Genomic DNA, 19264 nt, shown 5'->3' with positions numbered 1-19264 from the left:
ACCCGCCGTCCAGCGGGCTGTCGTGTCCGGATCGACGGTAACCGAACCGCATCCCGCCGCGCGTTCCGCAGCGCCGACCTCAGCGCGGCCAGGACCGGGCCGGCGCGGTGAGCGCGACGACCGGCGCGCCCAGCTCGGTCCGCAGCCCCCCGTCGGGGGCACTGCCCCACCACGGCCAGCGGTCGTCCCCCTCGACGAGGGTGAGCAGACCGGCGCGTGCACGCCCGCCCTGCCGCACGACCGCGACCTCCACCCGGCCGACGGCGGCGTGCAGCCGGGCCACGCTCCGGAGGTGGTCGCGCGTCCGGCGATCGGGTTCCGCCTGCAGGAGGTGCGGCAACCACCGCTCCAGCTCCCGGGGATCGCGGGAGCGGTGCACCGCACCCACCTCCTCCAGCCCGTCGACCAGGCGCGAGCTCCGGGCGTTGGCCACGACCGCGGTGGGGAGGCGCGCGGACAGCGCACGGACGGTGGGGTCGCCGAGCGGCAGCCCGGTGAGCCGTAGCGACCAGGGGCCGCGCAGGGAGTCCAGCAGGGCGAGCACACCGGCGGCCAGCAGCTCCGCGGCCTCGTCGTCGCGCGCCGGGAGCCGCGCCGTGGGCCGGCCACCGGGCAGGGGTGGCCGCCGCTGCCCGAGCACGGTGACCGCGGTGACGAGGCCGCGCCGCCGGAGGTCCAGGAAGGCCGCCGCGAGGGCTGGGCCGCCCGCGGGGCCGTCGACGACGACGGCGGCCGGGCGGGCGGGGGGCCACCGCGTGCCGCCGTCGTTGAGCACGGCGGTCAGCCACGGCGCGCGGGCGGTCAGCGGCGCCTTCAGCGCCGCGGCGAGCGGCTCCGCGGCCCGGACCTCGCGGGCCACCCGGGCTCGACCGACGGCGATCCGGGCGACCATGCCCCGAACAGAACCACAGCCGCCGGCGAGGGGCGCCGGCGGCTGAGGTGAGTTGCTGGAACCGGCCCCGCCCAGAGGCTCGTCGCGAGCCTGCGAGCGATGAGGAGGGCGGGGTCCTTCTGCTTATACGGCGCGGCGGCGCAGGCGGCGCCGCTCGCGCTCGGAGAGGCCGCCCCAGATGCCGAAGCGCTCGTCGTTGGCGAGGGCGTACTCCAGGCACTCTGCCTTGACCTCGCAGCCGGTGCAGATCTTCTTCGCCTCGCGGGTGGAGCCGCCCTTCTCGGGGAAGAACGCCTCCGGGTCGGTCTCGGCGCAGAGCGCGCGCTCCTGCCACGACTGGGTGTCGGCCTCCAGGCCGAACCCGAGGAAACCGACGAACGGCTGCCCCGTGCCCTGGCCCAGGGCCGTGCCCGAACCGTGCCCGGAGCCCGCCAACCGGTCGGTCGACCGCTCCGAGCCGTTCACGTAGTCGCTCAACCACGACACCTCTGCCATGACGGTGCGTCCCCTCTCGCTCTCGTCACGGTGCGCGGCCGGCAGGACGTCCCCGGGCCGTTCAGCACTCGTCGACACCGCGGGAATTACACGCGTGTCGTTGCCCGGCCGTCAACTTCGCCCGGTGTAAGCGACACGCCACACCAGCCCCATCCGCACCAGGGCGTTCGTCACATCTCGTGGCACCCCCCGACACGCCCGGCGAACAGTCGACAAGTGCTCATCGGGCACGATGCGTTTCGTGCAGATCGTCGTGCTGGCCGGTGGTACCGGAGGGGCTCGATTCCTACGGGGGGTCCGCGCCGCGGCTCCCGGGGCCGAGATCACGGCCGTGGTGAACACCGGCGACGACGTGACGCTGCACGGGCTGCGCATCTGCCCCGACCTGGACACGGTGGTCTACACCCTCGGCGGCGGGATCGACGAGGAGCGGGGCTGGGGGCGGGCCGACGAGTCCTGGACGGTCAAGCAGGAGCTCGCCGCCTACGGCGCCGACCCCGACTGGTTCGGCCTCGGCGACCGCGACCTGGCCACGCACCTGATCCGCACCCGGATGCTCGACGCGGGCTACGCACTCTCGGCGGTGACCGCGGCGCTGGCCGACCGCTGGCAGCCCGGCGTCACGGTGCTGCCCATGAGCGACCAGCGGGTGGAGACCCACGTGGTCGTGACCGATCCCGAGAACGGCCGGCAGCGGGCGATCCACTTCCAGGAGTGGTGGGTGCGCCACCGCGCGGCCCTCGACCCCGCCGCCTTCGTGCAGATCGGGGTCGAGGCGGCTCGCCCGGCGCCGGGTGTCGTCGAGGCGCTGGCCGCCGCCGACGCCGTCCTGCTCGCGCCGTCGAACCCCGTGGTGTCCATCGGCACCGTCCTGGGCGTGCCGGGGCTCCGGGACGCCCTGCTGGCCTCCCCGGCCCGCATCGCGGGCGTTTCCCCCGTCGTCGGCGGCGCGGTCGTGCGGGGCATGGCCGACCGCTGCCTGCCCGTCCTCGGCATCGAGGTGAGCGCCGAGGGCGTCGGCCGGCACTACGGCGCCCGCGCCGACGGCGGCCTGCTCGACGCCTGGTTGGTCGCCGAGGACGACCCCGCGGACGTCCCGGGCGTCGACGTGCGCCGGGTGCCGCTGCTCATGTCCTCCCCCGACGCGACGACGGCCCTGGCCCGCGCCGCGCTCGACGCCTGCGCCCGGTGAGCGGGGGCCTTCTGCCGGCCGGCGTCTCGGTGCTGCCCGTCGCCGGGCTGCCCGAGTTCGGCCCGGGAGACGACCTCGCCGCGGCGCTGGCCGCCGCCGCGCCGTGGCTCGCCGACGGCGACGTCGTCGTCGTCACCTCGAAGGTGGTCTCGAAGGTGGAGGGGCGGCTGGTCCGTGTCGAGCCCGGGGCCGACCGGGAGGCCGTCCGGCAGCGGGCGATCGATGCCGAGACGGTACGGGTGCTCGCCCGCCGCGGACCGCTGAAGATCGTGCAGACCCGGCAGGGCTGGGTGGTCGCGGCCGCCGGCATCGACGCGTCCAACGTCGCCGCGGACACCCTGGTGCTTCTCCCGGAGGACGGCGACGCCTCCGCCCGGCGGCTGCGGTCCCGGTTGCGCGAGCTCGCGGGGGTGGACGTCGCCGTCGTGGTCAGCGACACCTTCGGCCGCACCTGGCGCGAGGGGCTGACCGACGTCGCGGTCGGCTCGGCCGGGATCACCGCCCTGGACGACCACCGCGGCGCGGTCGACGCCCACGGCAACCGGCTGGAGACGACCCGGGTCGCGGTGGTCGACGAGCTCGCCTCCGCCGCGGACCTGGTGAAGGGCAAGCTGGCCGGCGTCCCGGTCGCGGTGGTGCGCGGGCTCCCCCTGGACTCCCCCGCCGAGGACGCCGACGAGGGCACCCGGCCGCTGGTGCGCCTGCCGGCCGACGACCTGTTCCCCTACGGCGCGCGGGACCTGGTGGGCTCCCGTGAGCCCGCGACCGAACTCGTGCCGCGCCCCGGGGACCGGGAGGCCGCGGCGGCGGCGTTCCGGGTGGCCAGCGCCGCACTGCCGGAGTTCCCCGTGGTGCTCCGGCACGGCGGGGAGGGCGACGGCGCCGTCGACGTCCATCTCCCCGACGCGGTGACGACGACGAGCGCCCTCAACGCCGGTGCCCTGGTCGGCGCCGCGATCGTGCAGCTGCACGCCGAGGGCTGGGCCACCCGCTGGGAGCCGGCGGCCACCGCCGGGGGGACGTCACTGGTCGGCAGGCTCTGGCTGGGCAGCCCGCACCGACCGTGACCGGGCGACCTCGACGGGGCGGTAGGTAGGTTGCCGGCATGGAGATCCGCGAACTCGCCGTCCCGGACAGCTACGTGCTCGACCTCGTGCCGCACGGGGACTCGCGGGGTCGTTTCACCGAGTGGTACCGGGCCGACGTCCTCTCCGGGGCGACCGGTTTCGGCCTCACGCTGGCCCAGGCCAACCACAGCGTCTCCGCCCGCGGGGTGCTCAGGGGCGTGCACTTCGCGCTGGTCCCCCCGGGGCAGGCCAAGTACGTGTACTGCCCCAGCGGCAAGGTGCTCGACGTGATCGTCGACGTCCGGGTCGGCTCCCCCACGTTCGGGGTGCACGACTCCGTCCTCCTCGACAGCGAGCAGCCGAGGGCGGTCTACCTCGCCGAGGGCCTGGGCCACGCGTTCGTGTCGCTGGCCGACAACAGCTCCGTCACCTACCTGGTGTCCTCCGGCTACTCCCCCGGCCGCGAGTTCGGGATCAACCCGATGGACCCCGAGCTCGACCTCCCGTGGCCCGGGGACATGGAGTTCGAGTTCTCGGCCAAGGACCAGGCCGCCCCGTCGCTGGCCGAGGCGCGGGAGCAGGGGATCCTGCCGACCATGGAGCAGTGCGCGGCCCGGTACGCCGAGCTGCGGGCGGAGACCTGAGGGTCCCCGGCCGCAGCTCGGCCGCGGATCAGACCGCGCCGCCGAAGAAGACCGAGTCCTCGAAGAAGTCCGGCGCGACCTCCAGGCGGAGCTGACCGGCCTCGCTCTCGAGCACCTGGAACAGGAACGTCGCGGTCAGGCTGCCGCCCGGTGGGATGGAGCCGGAGAAGTAGTTGTCCGGGTCCGATCCACCGCTGTCGAAGGTGAGCGACGCGGCGTTCCCCGCACCCCCACTGGTCAGCATGACGTCATCGAGCGGCTGGAAGGTCGTCGATGTCTTGTTCGTGAAGGTGATGGTGAAGAGCACTCCGACATAGCCGGCCGACGGCGATGGCGCAGCCGTCGAGGAGACGTGCACCCGCTGCGGCTGCTGCACCGTGACAGCGACTCCGTAGGGGAGCGTGGCGGTAGCGCCGAAGTTGAAGTGCGAGACGGTGAAGGACCGGCAGCCGAGTACCGGGTTCCGCGTGCCATCCCCCACGTTGATCGCGTACAGGCAGAGTTGGTGGACGCCGGGGAGCGGCGGGGTCAGGATCCCTGAGAAACCGTGGTGCGGGCCGTACGCAGGGAAGACCGCGGCGATGTCGGCCCGGCTCTGCCCGGCTGTCACGTCCGCGGCGAACACTCCGTCCACGTACGCGTGGACGTTGATCGGGGCCGGAGTCTCCGGGTCGAGGGTCCAGCCCCGGAAGTAGAGACCCTGGCCGATCAGGGCGACCTGCTCGAGGTTGCCCACCGGGTTCAGCGCTGCGGACCCGCCGACGGTGACGTTCCGGCAACCCAGGAGCGGATTGGCGTCACCGATCCCGACGTTGATCGCGTAGACGCAGACCTGGTGTCCACCGCTGCTCAACGAGCCCAGGTCGAGGGCCCAGCCGTGCAGCGGCCCGTACGACGGGTAGGCGGCCGCAACGTCGTATCGGGGGTCGTCGGCCGTGGCCGTCGCTGCGAGACGGCCGTCGACGTAGGCGTGGACGTCGATGGCGGCGGCCGTCTCCGGGTCGAAGGTCCAGCCGCTGACATGGAGTCGGCCGTTGTAGCTGAAGCCGTCCACGTTCCCCACCGGATTGAGCGGCGAGGCGGCTGCGGCCGACCCGCTCAAGCCGACAACCATCATCGCCGCAGTGACTGCGACGCCGAATTTGCGCATTGCTCCCCGTTTCTTCTCGCCACCGGGCAGTGGCCGCACGGAAAGTAGCCCGCCTCGATGTCCGCAGGACGCTCTCGCGATGAGGCACCGCACTCGTGGGCCGGGAGTGGCGATTGAGCTGCGGGGGCACCATGTCGTGCCCTTCCCGAAGAGTCGATCGTGGTGCCAGGCAGACCTCGTCGAGCCCGACGGTCAGCCGGCAGTCACAGCTCCTCGGGTTCGCAGGCCACCAGGTCGTTGTCCGGGTCGAGGTCGTTCACGTCGCCGTAGTACGGCAGGGCTTCCTCGAAGAACTGCTGCGCCGCCGCGCGCGTCGCGAAGTCCGTGCAGGACCGGTACGGCGGTCGCGGCGGGGTCTGGGGCCCGCCGTCGTGCGGGACGGTGATCGTCCGGCAGCCCAGGTACACCTCGCGGACCGTGCCCCCACCGAGGTTCGACGTGAGGAGGCACACCCGGTGCGTTCCCCGCGGGGGCGTGTCCACGAGCACCTGGACACCGTGGTGCGGGCCGTAGGAGGGATAGACGGCGGCCACGTCGTGACGCGGATGCTCCGCCCGCAACGCACGGACGACCGGGACGCCCACCTGGACGGCGACCGAGATGGGCGCCGGCGTCTCCGGGTCGAAGGTCCAGCCCCGCACCAGGAGCCCGCGATCGGTGAGCTCCACACCGTCGAGGCTGCCGACCGGGTTGAGCCCCGGATCCGGAGCGACGGTGAAGTCCCAGCAACCGAGCAGGGTGTCGCCCGTGCCGCGGCCGACGTTCACCGCCGTGATGCAGGCCCGGTGCACCCCCGCGAGCAGCGGACCGGCGTCGATCTCCCAGCCGCGCCAGGGACCGGTGCCCGGGTGGGCAGCCTCGACGTCCGGCCGCCATCGGTCGGCCAGCTCGTAGGAGATCGGGAGGCCGTCCACCGTGCCCCTCATCCAGATCGGCTCGTAGGTCTCGGGATCCAGAGCCCAGCCGCGCAGGAGCAACCGGCCCTCGTACCGGGCGGACTCCACGTTCCCGATCGGGTCGTGGCCGCCGCCGGGCACCACCACGTCACGGCACCCCAGCAGCGGGTTGGTCTGACCGCGCCCGACGTTGATCGCGTACACGCACACCCGGTGCGGTCCTGGAGGAAGCGACCCGAGGTCGAGAGACCAACCGTGGGCGGCCCCGTAGGACGGGTGGACGGCGGCCACGTCCGGACGGTTCCCGTCAGCCGTGCCCCAAGCAGCCCACCGCCCGTCGACGTAGGCGTGCACGGAGATGGCCGCCGACGTCTCCGGGTCGAAGGTCCAGCCGTTGACGATTAGCCGGTCGACGTAGCCGGCCGAGTCGAAGCTGCCGACCGGCTCCAGCGGCACGGAAGCGGCCGCGCCGGAGGCGACGGTGAGTCCGACAGCGGCCAGCAGGACCACGAGCACAGACCTGCACGTGCGCACGTCACTCCTCAGCGTTCTGCCGCCCCGTCCGGCAGGCCGCCGCGGTCCGCGCACGCCGGAAGGTACAGGCCGAACGATCGCCCAACGCGCGGCGCGTCGCCACGATGAGTGGTGACTCGCGCCGCTTGGTTCAGATGCGCCGGTGGTCGGTCGGCGCGAAGCGCGGGCCACGCCGGGGGCGCCGTGGCCCGCCCGCCAGGAGCAACCGCACCACCCGCTGCCGTTGGCCGCGCCAGGGCTCCAGCAGCGCGAGCATCTCCTCGTCGTCGGTGTGCCGCCGCCCGGTGAGCGCGAAGCCGACCACGTTCTTCAGGTGGTAGTCCCCGACGCTCACCGCGTCGGGGTCGCCGCACGCCCGCTGGACGACCTCGGCCGCGGTCCAGACACCGATGCCGGGGACGGTCCGCAACCGCCGCTGCAGCTCGGCCGAGTCGCACCCCTCGTCAACCTGCAGCCGGTGCGCGACCCCGGCCACCGCCCGCAGCGCGCGGCGCCGGGCCCCGTCGAGACCGCAGCGGTGCCACTCCCAGTCGGTGACCTCGAGCACCCGGCGCGCCGACGGCACCACGCGCATGCCCTGAGGAGCGGGGCCGGGTGCCGGCTCGCCCGCGAGGCGGCACAGCTCGCGGAAGACCCGGTATGCCTCCGCCGTCGTCACCTTCTGCTCCAGGACGGCGGGCACCAGCGCATCCCACGCGCGGCCGGTGCGCCCCAGCCGCAGTCCCGGGTGCGCACGGTGGAGCTCGGCCACCAGCGGGTGCGATCCCCCCGGCCGGAACTCCTCCGGCCGGTCGTCGGCACCCAGCCAGCCCGGCACGGCCGCCGCCGCGCGCTCGGCCCCGGGACCCCACGCGTCGACCCGCACCGCACCCGCCTCGCGGCTGATCGCCACCGTGGCCGGCCCCTCGACCGTGGTCGTGGTCCGCCACAGACGGCCCTCGGCGACCTGCATCGTGGGATCTGCCGCTCCCCGGCGGTGCGGGGACAGCGCCCGCCCCACGTCCAGCGGCCAGCCCGGCACCCAGGCCACCGTGTGCTCGGCGGCCCGGGTGGCCGGGCTCGTGCTCGTGCTCAGGAGGTGCTCCGGGTGCTCAGCGGGGGGCCATGCGCAGCGCACCGTCCATCCGGATGACCTCCCCGTTGAGGTAACCGTTCTCGACGATGGCGAGCGCGAGCTCGGCGAAGTCCGACGGACGGCCGAGCCGCTTGGGGAAGGGTATGCCCGCGGAGAGCGCCGCCCGCGCCTCCTCGGGCAGCGAGCCGAGCAGCGGCGTGTCCACGAGCCCCGGCGCGATGGTGCAGACGCGCACGCCCACGCTGGAGAGATCACGGGCCGCCGGCAGGGTCATGCCGACGACGCCTCCCTTGGACGCCGAGTACGCCAGCTGGCCGATCTGGCCGTCGAACGCGGCGATCGAGGCCGTGTTGACGACGACACCGCGCTCCCCTTCCTCACCCGGTTCGGTCTGCGCCATCGCCGCGGCGGCCAGGCGCAGGACGTTGAAGGTGCCGATCAGGTTCACGCCCAGGACCCGGGTGAACCCGCCCAGCTCGTGCGGCTCGCCGCTGCGTCCGACCGTGCGCTGCGCCAGGCCGATCCCGGCGCAGCTGATCGCGATCCGCAGCGGCCGGTCCTTGCCGGTCGCCTCGGCGACGGCGGCCTGCACCGAGGCCTCGTCCGTGACATCGGTGCGGACGAAGGTGGTGTGCCCACCCAGCTCCGCGGCGAGCGCCTGCCCCCGCTCTTCGTTCAGGTCCATGATCGTGACCGCGGCACCCCGGGCGGCGAGGGCTCTCGTGGTGGCCTCACCGAGACCGGAGGCCCCGCCGCTGACCACGGCGGCGACGTCGAAGTTCTTCATGTCCCGCAGCCAACCACGGCGGTCAGCTGAAGCGACGGCCGTGTCGCTCCTCCACCGCGGTCAGCAGCTGCTTCACCCGCTCGGCCTCGGTGACGGGGCAGACCGCGGTCACGTCCGCGGTGTGCACGACGACGCTGTCGCGCACCCCCACCAGCGCCACCAGGTGGTCGGGGTCGTCGCTGAAGACGACGTTGCCGGAGCTGTCGAGGAGGACGGTGAGCCCGCTGACGGCGTTGCCGTCGCCGTCGTGGTCCAGGGTGTGGGCCAGCGCGGGCCAGGAGCCGACGTCCAGCCAGTCGACGTCGAGGTCCGCGACCAGCACCCGCCCGGGTTCAGCGGCGGCCGGCTCGAGCACCGCGTAGTCCACGCTGATCTTCGGCAGGGTCGGGAAGACCGCGGCGAGGACGTCGTCGCGCGCCTGCCCCGCCGGTGCGGCCACGATGCGCGCCAGCCCCTCGGCCGACGCCGGCAGGTGCTCGGCCAGCGCCTCGAGGACCGTGCCCGCCCGCCAGACGAACATGCCCGAGTTCCAGAGGTACTCCCCCGAGGCCAGGTACTGCCGCGCCGTCGCCAGGTCGGGCTTCTCCCGGAAGGAGTCGACCTCGGCCACGCCGGCGGTGCCGCTGGATGCACCGCGCCGCACGTACCCGAACCCGGTGGCCGGGCCGGTCGGGGTGATGCCGAGCGTGACCAGCGCACGTGGCCGGTCGCGGAGCACCTCGAACGCGGTGCGCAGCACCGTGGCGAAGCGCTCGACCGGGCGGATGACGTGGTCGGCGCTGACGACCGCGAGCTCGGCGTCCGGATCCACGTCCGCGACCAGCGCGGCGGCGAGCCCCACGGCGTTCGCCGTGTCCCGGGGGACGGGTTCGAGGATCAGCCGGTCGGCACCGAGCCGCGGCAGCGCGGTGCGCACCTGCTCGCCGTAGCCGGCCGCGGTGCAGACCCAGATCCGCTCGGCGGGCAGCACCGCCTCGAGACGGGCGAACGCCTCGGCGAGCAGGCTGTGGGCACCACGCGGGGCACCGGTCGCGGCACCCTGCTCCTCGTCGGCGATCACGTCCAGGAGCTGCTTGGGGCGGGCGGCCCGGGACAGCGGCCACAGCCGCGTACCGGAGCCACCGGCCATGATCACTGCGTGGCGCACGTGGGCCCCCCTCGTCCTCGAACGGTCATCCCGGGGACGCCCCGCCCACCTCGTCACCCCGCCGGCGCCACGGACGCCGGCGCGAGCGGGGCAGCGCCTCCGCGGACCTCTGGGGCGGTGCACCGGCCCCCACGCGAGCGCTCACGTAGGAGACCAGCATCCGGCCACCGAGCCCGGCGCGGAGGGCCACGCGCAGCGGCAACCGCGACGGCCCCGGATGGCGGCGCACCAGGTAGCGCAGCGCGCTGGTGTGGTGGACCCGCTGCATCCGGTGCGGGTCGCGGCGGGTCGAGTGGCCGCCCTCGTGCTCGACCACGGCGGTCGGGGCGTAGACGTGCAGCCAGCCGCGCTCACCGAGCCGGGCAGCCAGGTCGACGTCCTCGAAGTACATGAAGTAGCCGGGATCGAACCCGCCCACGGAGTGGAACGCCTCGAGGTCCACCAGCAGGCACGAGCCGGAGAGCCAGCCCGCGGTCCGCTCGCGCGGCTCCTCCCGCTCCCGGCGGTACCGGGCGGTCCACGGGTTGCCCGGCCAGACCCAGCCGAGGAGGGCGTGCCCGGTCCCCGTCGACAAGGAGGGGAGGTCACGCGCCGACGGGTACAGCCGGGCGTCCGGCGAGCGGATGGCGGGGCCCACGGTCGCCGCCCGCGGCCACCGCCGCGCCACCGCGATCAGCTCGTCGACCGACCCGGGCTCGAAGCGGAGGTCAGGGTTCGCCACGAGGGCCCACCCGGACCGGACGTCGGCGAGCCCGGCGTTCACGGCCGCGCCGTAGCCCACGTTGCCACCGGTGCGCAGCAGCCGGACGTCGGCGACGCCGGAGGCGGCCCGCTCCGGCACCCCGTCCGTGGACCCGTTGTCCGCGAGGACCACGTCGAGCGGCCGGGTGGTCGCCGTGCGGAGGGTGTCCAGGAACCCGCTCAGGGACTCCCCGGGCGAGTACGTCACGGCCACCACGCGCAACGGCGGGTCGGCGGGCACATCGCTCACCCTGCGGACAGTACGTCTCGCCCGGCCCACGCCCGGGAGACGGGGGCCTCGGCGCTCGCCCGGTCGGACCGGACCCCCACCGGTAGTGTCGGGCGGCATGAGCACGGACGCCCCTGACCTCGTCGTCGTCGGATCCGGCTTCTTCGGTCTGACCGTCGCCGAACGGGCCGCGAGCCAGCTCGGCAAGCGCGTGCTGGTCATCGACCGCCGGTCCCACATCGGGGGCAACGCCTACTCCGCACCCGAGCCCGAGACGGGCATCGAGGTGCACGTGTACGGCGCCCACCTGTTCCACACGTCGAACGAGCGGGTCTGGCAGTACGTCAACCAGTTCACCGAGTTCACGAACTACCAGCACAAGGTCTACTCGATCTACCAGGGGCAGACCTACTCGCTGCCGATGAACCTGGCCACGATCTGCCAGTACTTCGGCAGGAGCTTCTCCCCCGACGAGGCCCGCGCCCTCGTCGCCGAGCAGGCCGGAGAGTTCGACACCGCAGAGGCGGCGAACCTCGAGGAGAAGGCCATCTCCCTGATCGGCCGGCCGCTCTACGAGGCGTTCATCCGCGGCTACACGAAGAAGCAGTGGCAGACCGATCCCACCGAGCTGCCCGCCGCCGTCATCGCGCGCCTGCCGGTGCGGTACACGTTCGACAACCGCTACTTCAACGACACCTACGAGGGTCTGCCGAAGGACGGCTACACGGCCTGGCTGCAGCGGATGGCCGACCACCCGAACATCGAGGTGCGGCTGGACACGGACTGGTTCGACGTCCGCGACGAGCTCCCCGCCGACGTCCCGACGGTGTTCACCGGCCCGATCGACAAGTACTTCGGCTACGAGGCCGGGGAGCTGGGCTGGCGGACGCTGGACTTCGAGACCGAGGTCCTGCCCACCGGGGACTTCCAGGGCACCTCGGTCATGAACTACGCGGACGAGGACGTGCCCTGGACCCGGATCCACGAGTTCCGGCACTTCCACCCCGAGCGCGACTACCCGACCGACAGGACCGTCGTGGTGCGGGAGTTCTCACGGTTCGCCGAGACCGGCGACGAGCCGTACTACCCCATCAACACGCCCGAGGACCGCGCCAAGCTCGAGCGGTACCGGGAGCTGGCCGCCAAGGAGGCGGCGGAGAAGCGGGTGCTGTTCGGTGGCCGGCTCGGCACCTACAAGTACCTGGACATGCACATGGCGATCGGGTCGGCGCTGACCATGTTCGACAACCGGATCCGGCCGTTCTTCGACCAGGGCGCCTCGCTCGACGGCCGCCTGGAGGACTGACGGAGGGCGGCGCCCGCCGCGACGGGCCGTTCAGCGGCGGACGAACCGCTCCCGCCGGCCGGCACGGGTCAGCCTCAGCCAGTCGCGGAACCCGGCCGGGTCGCGCCGGGACACCAGGAAGAACCAGCTGAACCGGATCATCTCCAGCGGCCACAGCCACCTCATGCCGGGCTGAGCCATCAGGTAGCCGCGGTTGCGGTACGTGAAGAAGCGCTTCACCTCGTCGTCGGGGTACTGGGCGGACAGCGCTCCCCGCAGGATCGGCTTGAACTCCCGGGAGCCGCTGGGATGCAGGTACGCCGTCCCCGTCGTGGTGCCGAACCGCAGGCCGGAGCGCATGAGCCGCCGGTGCATCTCGGTCTCGTCGCCGCGGAAGAACATCCGGTAGTCGGGCACCCCGATCACCTCGAGGGCGCGGGCCCGGAACAGCGCACCGTTGAACAGCGAGGCGTAACCGTCCAGCAGGTGGATCCCGCGGAAGTCCTCGTGCCAGTGCCGCCAGCGGAGCCCGCGACGGAGCGGGAAGGCCAACCGCTCGGGGTGGTCCATGTCCAGGACCATCGGGGAGATCTCGTCCAGGTCGAGGGCCTGCGCTTGCCCCAGGAGGGTGGCGAGGACCTCGTCGTCGGCCGGCCGGCCGTCGTCGTCGGCGCACCAGACCCAGTCAGCCCCGAGCGACAGGGCGTACAGCATGCCGAGGGCGAAGCCACCCGCCCCGCCGAGGTTCCGCTTGGAGGGGAGATAGGTCGTCGGCACCCCGATCGAGTCCACCACCCGCTCGGTCTCGATGTCGTTGCCGTTGTCGACCACCACGACGTGGTCGACCGGGCGGGACTGCCGGCAGAGGGCGTCCAGGCTCCTCGCCAGGGTCGCGGGACGGTCCTTGGTGCAGACGACGGCCACCACGAGCTCCCCCGGGCCACCGGGCAGGCTCACGAGGAGCCACCGTGGTAGAGCCCCAGGACCTCGTCGAGGGGGCCCTGCGCCCGCACCTGGCCGTGCTCGAGCCAGAGCGCCGAGTCGCACAGCTGGCGCAGGAAGTCCTCCGAGTGCGAGGCGAAGACCAGCAGCCCGGCCCGCTCGACGAGGTCCGCGAGCCGTTCCTTCGCACGCTCCAGGAAGGCGGCGTCCACGGCGCCGATCCCCTCGTCCAGCAGCAGGATCTCCGGATCGATGCTGGTCACCACCCCGAGCGCCAGGCGGATGCGCATGCCGGTCGAGTACGTGCGGAGCGGGAGCGAGAGGAAGTCGCCCAGCTCGGTGAACTCGGCGATGTCGTCGATCCGGCCCTGCATCTGCCGGCGCGTCATGCCCAGGAAGAGGCCCCGGATGAGGATGTTCTCGTAGCCGGAGATCTCCGGGTCCATGCCGACGCCCAGGTCGAAGACGGGCGCGACCCGGCCCCGGATCTCGGCGGTTCCCCGTGTGGGTTCGTAGATGCCGGAGAGCAGGCGGAGCAGGGTCGACTTCCCCGCGCCGTTGTGCCCGACGAGTCCGACCCGCGCTCCGTGGCCCAGCTCCAGGGTCACGTCCCGCAGGGCCTCGACGATCGGCACCTTCCGCGCGCTGTCGATGTTGCCGCCGACCAGGCCGAGCACGGTCTTCTTCAGCGACCGGCTCTTCCCGTCGAAGACGGGGAAGTCGACGCAGGCTCCGGTCAGGGAGATGCCCACATCCGTGTTCGTGGACGTCGTCGTCATCGCAGCGCCCTCATACCCAGTAGGCGACCCGCGCCCGGTACCGCCGCAGGACGAGGAGGGTCAGCAGCCAGCCGAGGACGGTGATGCCCGCGACCACCAGCCAGTGGTGCCACACCTGCTCCTGCCCGAGCATCGGCCTCCGGACGATCTCGACGAAGTGCATGAGCGGGTTCAGCTCCACCAGCCGTGCCCGTTCGGCGATCGTCGGGTTGGGGCTGTTCAGGAAGTCCTCGTAGATCCACACGATCGGGGTGAGGAAGAACGCCAGTTGCACCACGCTCTGCACCACCGGCGTGAGGTCGCGGAAGCGGGTGCTGGCGATCCCGAAGAACAGCGCGACCCAGACCCCGTTCACGGCGAGGAGGAGGAAGGCCGGCAACGCCAGGAGGCTGCTCCAGTCGAGGGGCTGGGGGAACACCAGGAGCATGATCGCGTAGACCACGAGGTTGTGCGCGAGGAACAGGGACTGCCGCCACACGAGCCGGTAGACGTGCACGCTCAGCGGCGCGGGCAGGTGGTGGATGAGGCCGACGTTGCTGATGAAGACGTCGGCGCCCTCGATGATGCAGCCGCTGATGAAGCCCCAGACGATGAAGCCGACCAGGATGTAGGGCAACTGCTGCTCGAGGGGGTTGCCGAACAGTCCCGCGTACAGGATGCCCAGCGCCACGGCCGTGACGGCCATGCTGATCGAGATCCAGACCGGCCCGAGGACCGACCGGCGGTAGCGCTGCCGGATGTCCTGCCAGCCCAGGTGGCCCCACAGGGTGCGCTGCTGCCAGCCGGCCCGGAGGTCCCCGAACGCCCTCCCCAGCGAGATGCTCGGCGCGGTCACCGGGCGCGGTGCGTCGACGAGAGGAGCTCCCACACGCGCCGCTCTCCCCTCCACGTCCGACGAACGGAGCCCACCGGAGCTCGCCGGTCAGGCTGATGCAGCGAGAGAGTACGTGCGGAGGTGCCGTTCGGTACAGGCGGCCCAGGTGAAGGTGCCCGCGCGGGTGATCGCCGCGGCGGACAGCTCGGCGCGCCGCTGCGGCCGGTGCAGCAGGTCGCCCAGCGCGGCGGCGATCCCCTCGGCGGTGGGCTCGGTGTACGCGACGGCGTCACCACCCACCTCCGGGAGGGCCAGCGACGTGGTGGTGAGCACCGCCGCCCCGCAGGCCATCGCCTCCAGCACGGGGAGCCCGAAGCCCTCGGCGAGGCTCGGGTAGGCCACGACGTCGGCCCCGCCCAGGAACCCGGAGAGCAGATCGAGCGGGAGGTAGCCGGGCATGTGGACCTCCAGCTCCCCCGGCACCTCCGCCAGCGCGTCGTCGATGCGGGAGTCCCAGCCACGCCCACCGGCGATCACGAGCGCCGGCGGCTCCGGGAGGTCGCTGACTGCGGCGCGCCAGCCCTCGACCAGGGCGGGCACGTTCTTCCGCGGCTCGATGGTGCCCAGGAACGCCACGTACCGCGACGCGCGGAGTCCGAGGTGCTCCCGCGCGGCGCGCACGCCGTCCTCGTCCGGGACGTGGAAGGTCGAGGGGTCGACGCCGTGGTGCGCGACGTCGACCTGGCCGTGCACGGCCCCCGTGACCCGCGCGAGCTCGTCCAGCGTGGCCTGCGAGGGCACCACGCACCGGGCGGCCAGGCGCAGCGACGCCCTGGTCCAGGTGCGGAAGAAGGCCCGCTTGACCGACAGGTGGACGTCGGGGTGCGTGAAGAAGGTGGCGTCGTGCAGGGTCGTCACCACGGGTACACCGCTGCGCAGCGGCATCGTGTAGTGCGGGCAGTGGACGACGTCGGCGCCCACCCGCTCGGCCAGCCGGGGTAGCCCGGTCTGCTCCCACAGCATCCGCGCCGGGCGCCGGGCAGCACCCCGAGGGGCGGCCACCACGTCGGCGCACGGCGCCAGCTTGCCGTAGTGCTCCAGGTCCCGGTGCTGGCAGACGACCACCAGGTCGGCGCCGGCGTCCCCCAGACCCCTGATCAGCTGGTCCACGTAGCGCCCCACGCCCCCGCGGTTCTCGGGGACCGCGGTGGCGTCCATCAGCACCCGCACATCGGCGCTGCGCATGATCACCACTCCGTTCGGCCGCCTGCTCGCCCACGGTACGTACCGGCAGCGGCGGACGCCCGGACCGACCGGCGCGCCCGCCCGGGAACTACCGCCGAAAAGGGCGCGCCAATTGGGCACAGTTACCCTTGCGCGGTGCGAGGGATCATTCTGGCCGGCGGTAGCGGCACGCGGCTCTATCCGATCACCAAGGGCATCAGCAAGCAGCTGATGCCGATCTACGACAAGCCGATGATCTACTACCCGCTGTCCTTGCTGATGAATGCGGGTATCCGGGAGATCCTCATCATCACCACCCCGGAGGACCGGCCCTCGTTCGAGCGGCTGCTCGGCGACGGGACCGACATCGGGATCGAGCTGTCCTACGCCGTCCAGCCGCGGCCGGAGGGCCTCGCGCAGGCGTTCGTGATCGGGGCGGACTTCATCGGCGACCAGCCGGTCGCGCTCGTGCTGGGCGACAACATCTTCTACGGGACCGGCCTGGGCCAGAGCCTGCGCGCGAACACCGAACCGCAGGGCGGGCACGTCTTCGCCTACCACGTGGCCAACCCCAGCGACTACGGCGTCGTCGAGTTCGACGAGGCCGGCCGGGTCATCTCCATCGAGGAGAAGCCCGCCACGCCGAAGAGCTCCTACGCCGTCCCCGGCCTCTACTTCTACGACAACCAGGTCGTCGACATCGCCGCCAAGATCCAGCCGAGCTCCCGCGGCGAGCTGGAGATCACCGCGGTGAACGACGAGTACCTGCGCCGCGGGCAGCTGACCGTGACGGTCCTCCCGCGCGGGACGGCGTGGCTGGACACCGGCACGCACGTCTCGATGATGCAGGCCGCCGAGTTCGTCCAGGTGGTCGAGGACCGGCAGGGCTGGAAGATCGGCTGCATCGAGGAGATCGCCTGGCGTCGGGGCTACATCGACGACACCCAGCTCCGCGCGCTGGCCGAACCCCTCGTCAAGAGCGGCTACGGGAGCTACCTGCTCCGCGTGCTGACCGACTGAGCTGCACCACGGTCGACGACATCAGGCGACCGTGGTGCAGGCGGGCGGACGATCGGGCAACCCTGCCGTCGGCGTAGCTGCCGTGGACGCACACGTGCCGCGGGCTGCCCGCAGGTCCCCCCGCACCAGCGTCACAGGCGGGCGTACAGCGACCACAGCCGGTCGGCCACCGCGTCCCAGGTGAAGTCGGCGGCACGCGCGAGCCCTGCGGCACGCAGCGCAGCCCGCTCCCCGGGATCGGCGATCAGCTCCTCCAGCGCCCCCGCGAGGGCTTTGCCGTCCCCGGCGGGCACCACCCGGGTGGCCCCACCGCCGACCTCGACGAGGGCGGGGGCGTCCGAGGTCACGACGGGCACCCCTGCAGCCATGGCTTCCACGACCGGGAGCCCGAAACCCTCCGCCCGGCTGGGGACGACGGCGAGCACGGCGCCCGAGAGGACGGCGGCCAGGTCGGCGTCGGACACGCCGCCCAGCAGGCGCACGCTGCCGTCCGGCAGGCCGAGGTCCGTCGCCATGGCGGAGGGATCGATCCCACCCCATCCCGGATGACCCACGACCGCGAGCGGCGGGAGTTCGCCACCCGCCGCGGCGAGCGCCGTGAGCAGCACGTCGAGGCCTTTCCGGGGCTCCAGGGTCGCGACCGTGACCAGGTGGCCACCGGTCAGCCCGAGCCTCGTCAGGCGATCGGCGGCATCGGCGGGTGCGCGCAACCGGTCACTCACCCCGGCTCCGGCGACCACCACGGGCGCCCGCAGCTCGACGTGGTCGCGCAACTCGCGGGCCACCGCCTCGGTGGGCACCACGACGGCGTCCGCGCCACGGCCGACCCGCTGGGCCATCGCGCGGTGCCAGCGCACCCCCCGGGGGGTGAGCGTCCCGGGGTGCGTCCACGGCACCGCGTCGTGCACGGTCACCACGAGCGGGACCCCGCGCCGGCGCGGAGGAGCCAGCAGTGTCGGTGCGTGGACGACGTCGGCGCCCCGCGGACGCGGTGGAGCACCCACTTGCCACGCGACGGTCAGCGGCCGTGCGGGCAAGGGCAGCCTCCGCGGGCCGCGCACTCCGGGCCGCCGAGCCGCCCCGGCATCGCGGTGCCACGCGGTCCACCCGGTCACGGAGTCCCCGGGGGACGCCCGGCGCGCCAGGGCCTCGGCGACCTCACCGGCGTAGCGCCCCGTCCCGCCGGGCACCCGGGACAGCACCTGCTCCAGCACGACGGCGACCCGCACCCGTCTCAGCCTACGGGCAGCGGCACGCCTACCGTGCCGACCATGAGGACCACGCCGAACCCTCCGGCCGGCGGCGACGACGACGTGACCGTCGTGGTGGTGACCTGGCAGGGGGCACACCTCCTCACGCCTTGCCTGGACTCGTTGCGGCGTCAGACGTTCCCCCACCGCGTCCTCGTCGTCGACAACGCGTCCACCGACGGGACCGCCGAACTGCTCGCGGCGCGGCCCGACGTGCGGGTGATCCGGACCGTGGAGAACCTGGGGTTCGCCGGCGGGGTGCAGGCCGGGATCGACGCCGTCGACACCCCGTTCGTCGCCCTGCTCAACAACGACGCGGTGGCCGACGACCACTGGCTGGAGGAGCTGATGACCGCAGCCCGGGCGCACCCGGGGTGCGCCGCCGTCACCTCTCTCATCCTGCTCGCCGACCGGGCAGTCCCCACCGTGAACAACGCAGGCGTCACGCTGCTCGAAACCTGGTACGGCACGGACATCGGGTACGGCGAACGGCCCCAGGACCACGCCGACCCCCGGGAGGTGTTCGGCTTCAGCGGCGGAGCCGCACTGCTCCGCACGGAGGCGGTCCGCTCCGTCGGGGGCTTCGCGACCGAGTTCTTCCTCTACTACGAGGACACGGAGCTGTCGTGGCGCCTCCGCGACGCGGGGTGGGCCATCCGGTACCAGCCGACGGCCGTGGTCCGGCACGCCCACTCCGCGACCACCGACCAGAGTTCCCGCCTCTTCGCGTACCACAACGAGCGGAACCGGCTGTGGATGCTCATGCGCCGGGCCCCGTGGCCGACGGTCCTCCGTGCCTACGTCCGGTTCCTCCTGACGACGACCTCGCTGGCGCTGCGGCACCGCGGCAGCAGGAGCGGACCGCTGCCCTGGAACATGCGACTCCCCCTGCGGCTGGCCGTCGCCCGGGACGCGCTCCGGTACCTGCCGCGCGCGGTGGCACTCCGGCGGTCGTCAGGCGCTCGTCGACCGCCCCCCGCGTGACGGAAGGGTCCCGAGCGACGGCCGTGGCGCGACCCGCCGGAAGGCGGGGGCCCTGCACCGCCCGGTGTTAGCGTGTGTCGGACGGCGTTGCGAGTCCCGCACGCAGTGAGCACGACA

At 73.2% G+C, this 19264-nt stretch carries 19 protein-coding genes; 6 read left to right on the top strand and 13 right to left on the bottom strand.

Going from position 1 to position 19264, the window contains the following annotated elements; all coding sequences use genetic code 11:
• Positions 1 to 79: 79 nt before the first annotated feature.
• Both ACI794_RS00375 and ACI794_RS00370 read right to left on the bottom strand, forming a co-directional pair.
• On the bottom strand, positions 80 to 892 hold the full coding sequence (locus ACI794_RS00375; protein WP_456615450.1) for a GNAT family N-acetyltransferase: 813 nt from the start codon (positions 890 to 892) through the stop codon (positions 80 to 82).
• 123 nt (positions 893 to 1015) lie between these two features.
• Positions 1016 to 1246 carry a WhiB family transcriptional regulator gene (locus ACI794_RS00370; protein ID WP_456580700.1) on the bottom strand — a complete coding sequence of 77 codons (231 nt, stop codon included), beginning with the start codon at positions 1244 to 1246 and terminating at the stop codon, positions 1016 to 1018.
• Between the two features lie 382 nt (positions 1247 to 1628).
• Between ACI794_RS00370 and cofD the strand changes: the two genes are divergently transcribed.
• The 3 genes from cofD to ACI794_RS00355 are packed head-to-tail and all read left to right on the top strand — an operon-like array spanning position 1629 to position 4290.
• Positions 1629 to 2579: a 2-phospho-L-lactate transferase gene (gene cofD / locus ACI794_RS00365; protein ID WP_456602820.1), complete on the top strand. Its 951-nt coding sequence runs from the start codon at positions 1629 to 1631 to the stop codon at positions 2577 to 2579.
• Positions 2576 to 3646, top strand: coding sequence for a coenzyme F420-0:L-glutamate ligase (locus tag ACI794_RS00360; protein ID WP_456602821.1), 1071 nt, complete (start codon positions 2576 to 2578; stop codon positions 3644 to 3646). The genes cofD and ACI794_RS00360 overlap by 4 nt, the downstream gene beginning before the upstream one ends.
• A 38-nt stretch (positions 3647 to 3684) precedes the next feature.
• Complete coding sequence (locus tag ACI794_RS00355) at positions 3685 to 4290, top strand: dTDP-4-dehydrorhamnose 3,5-epimerase family protein (protein ID WP_456580645.1); 606 nt, start codon at positions 3685 to 3687, stop codon at positions 4288 to 4290.
• A 28-nt stretch (positions 4291 to 4318) separates the two neighbouring features.
• Here the strand turns inward: ACI794_RS00355 and ACI794_RS00350 are convergent, their stop codons facing one another.
• The 6 genes from ACI794_RS00350 to ACI794_RS00325 all read right to left on the bottom strand — a co-directional run bounded on the left by ACI794_RS00350 (position 4319) and on the right by ACI794_RS00325 (position 10870).
• Positions 4319 to 5479: a hypothetical protein gene (locus tag ACI794_RS00350; RefSeq protein ID WP_456615449.1), complete on the bottom strand. Its 1161-nt coding sequence runs from the start codon at positions 5477 to 5479 to the stop codon at positions 4319 to 4321.
• 164 nt (positions 5480 to 5643) lie between these two features.
• The gene (locus tag ACI794_RS00345; RefSeq protein WP_456615448.1) at positions 5644 to 6870 is read right to left on the bottom strand and encodes a hypothetical protein; all 1227 of its coding nucleotides are present in this window, start codon (positions 6868 to 6870) and stop codon (positions 5644 to 5646) included.
• 130 nt (positions 6871 to 7000) lie between these two features.
• Positions 7001 to 7891 carry a DNA-3-methyladenine glycosylase family protein gene (locus tag ACI794_RS00340; RefSeq protein WP_456615447.1) on the bottom strand — a complete coding sequence of 297 codons (891 nt, stop codon included), beginning with the start codon at positions 7889 to 7891 and terminating at the stop codon, positions 7001 to 7003.
• A 70-nt stretch (positions 7892 to 7961) separates the two neighbouring features.
• Entirely contained in the window at positions 7962 to 8732 is a 771-nt protein-coding gene (locus tag ACI794_RS00335) for an SDR family NAD(P)-dependent oxidoreductase (RefSeq protein WP_456602826.1), read from the bottom strand.
• Positions 8733 to 8754: 22 nt separating this feature from the next.
• Positions 8755 to 9879 carry a mannose-1-phosphate guanylyltransferase gene (locus ACI794_RS00330; RefSeq protein WP_456602827.1) on the bottom strand — a complete coding sequence of 375 codons (1125 nt, stop codon included), beginning with the start codon at positions 9877 to 9879 and terminating at the stop codon, positions 8755 to 8757.
• Between the two features lie 25 nt (positions 9880 to 9904).
• A complete protein-coding gene (locus tag ACI794_RS00325) occupies positions 9905 to 10870 on the bottom strand; it encodes a glycosyltransferase family 2 protein (protein ID WP_456615446.1) in 966 nt (321 codons plus the stop codon).
• Positions 10871 to 10967: 97 nt separating this feature from the next.
• On the opposite strand from ACI794_RS00325, the gene glf reads away from it, so the two are divergent.
• Positions 10968 to 12155, top strand: a complete 1188-nt coding sequence (gene glf / locus ACI794_RS00320; RefSeq protein ID WP_456580652.1) for a UDP-galactopyranose mutase — start codon at positions 10968 to 10970, stop codon at positions 12153 to 12155.
• A gap of 30 nt (positions 12156 to 12185) precedes the next feature.
• Here glf and glfT1 read toward each other — a convergent pair whose 3' ends face one another.
• The 4 genes from glfT1 to ACI794_RS00300 form a co-directional block, all read right to left on the bottom strand.
• Positions 12186 to 13091: a galactofuranosyltransferase GlfT1 gene (gene glfT1, locus ACI794_RS00315; protein WP_456602828.1), complete on the bottom strand. Its 906-nt coding sequence runs from the start codon at positions 13089 to 13091 to the stop codon at positions 12186 to 12188.
• The gene (wzt, locus tag ACI794_RS00310; protein ID WP_456580654.1) at positions 13088 to 13855 is read right to left on the bottom strand and encodes a galactan export ABC transporter ATP-binding subunit Wzt/RfbE; all 768 of its coding nucleotides are present in this window, start codon (positions 13853 to 13855) and stop codon (positions 13088 to 13090) included. The genes glfT1 and wzt overlap by 4 nt, the downstream gene beginning before the upstream one ends.
• Positions 13856 to 13865: 10 nt before the next feature.
• Positions 13866 to 14690, bottom strand: a complete 825-nt coding sequence (gene wzm, locus ACI794_RS00305; protein ID WP_456580655.1) for a galactan export ABC transporter permease subunit Wzm/RfbD — start codon at positions 14688 to 14690, stop codon at positions 13866 to 13868.
• 87 nt (positions 14691 to 14777) lie between these two features.
• Positions 14778 to 15914: a glycosyltransferase family 4 protein gene (locus ACI794_RS00300; RefSeq protein WP_456602830.1), complete on the bottom strand. Its 1137-nt coding sequence runs from the start codon at positions 15912 to 15914 to the stop codon at positions 14778 to 14780.
• Positions 15915 to 16049: 135 nt separating this feature from the next.
• Between ACI794_RS00300 and rfbA the strand changes: the two genes are divergently transcribed.
• Positions 16050 to 16913 carry a glucose-1-phosphate thymidylyltransferase RfbA gene (gene rfbA, locus ACI794_RS00295; protein ID WP_456615445.1) on the top strand — a complete coding sequence of 288 codons (864 nt, stop codon included), beginning with the start codon at positions 16050 to 16052 and terminating at the stop codon, positions 16911 to 16913.
• Positions 16914 to 17044: 131 nt separating this feature from the next.
• Here rfbA and ACI794_RS00290 read toward each other — a convergent pair whose 3' ends face one another.
• Entirely contained in the window at positions 17045 to 18142 is a 1098-nt protein-coding gene (locus ACI794_RS00290) for a glycosyltransferase family 4 protein (protein ID WP_456615444.1), read from the bottom strand.
• A 42-nt stretch (positions 18143 to 18184) separates the two neighbouring features.
• Here ACI794_RS00290 and ACI794_RS00285 point away from each other — a divergent pair, with 42 nt between their 5' ends.
• Complete coding sequence (locus tag ACI794_RS00285; RefSeq protein WP_456602833.1) at positions 18185 to 19147, top strand: glycosyltransferase family 2 protein; 963 nt, start codon at positions 18185 to 18187, stop codon at positions 19145 to 19147.
• Positions 19148 to 19264: the final 117 nt, after the last annotated feature.

Source organism: Blastococcus sp. SYSU DS0541 (assembly GCF_054050875.1).
The sequence above is the reverse complement of the archived record's forward strand: the minus strand, read 5'-3'. Positions and strand labels throughout refer to the sequence as shown.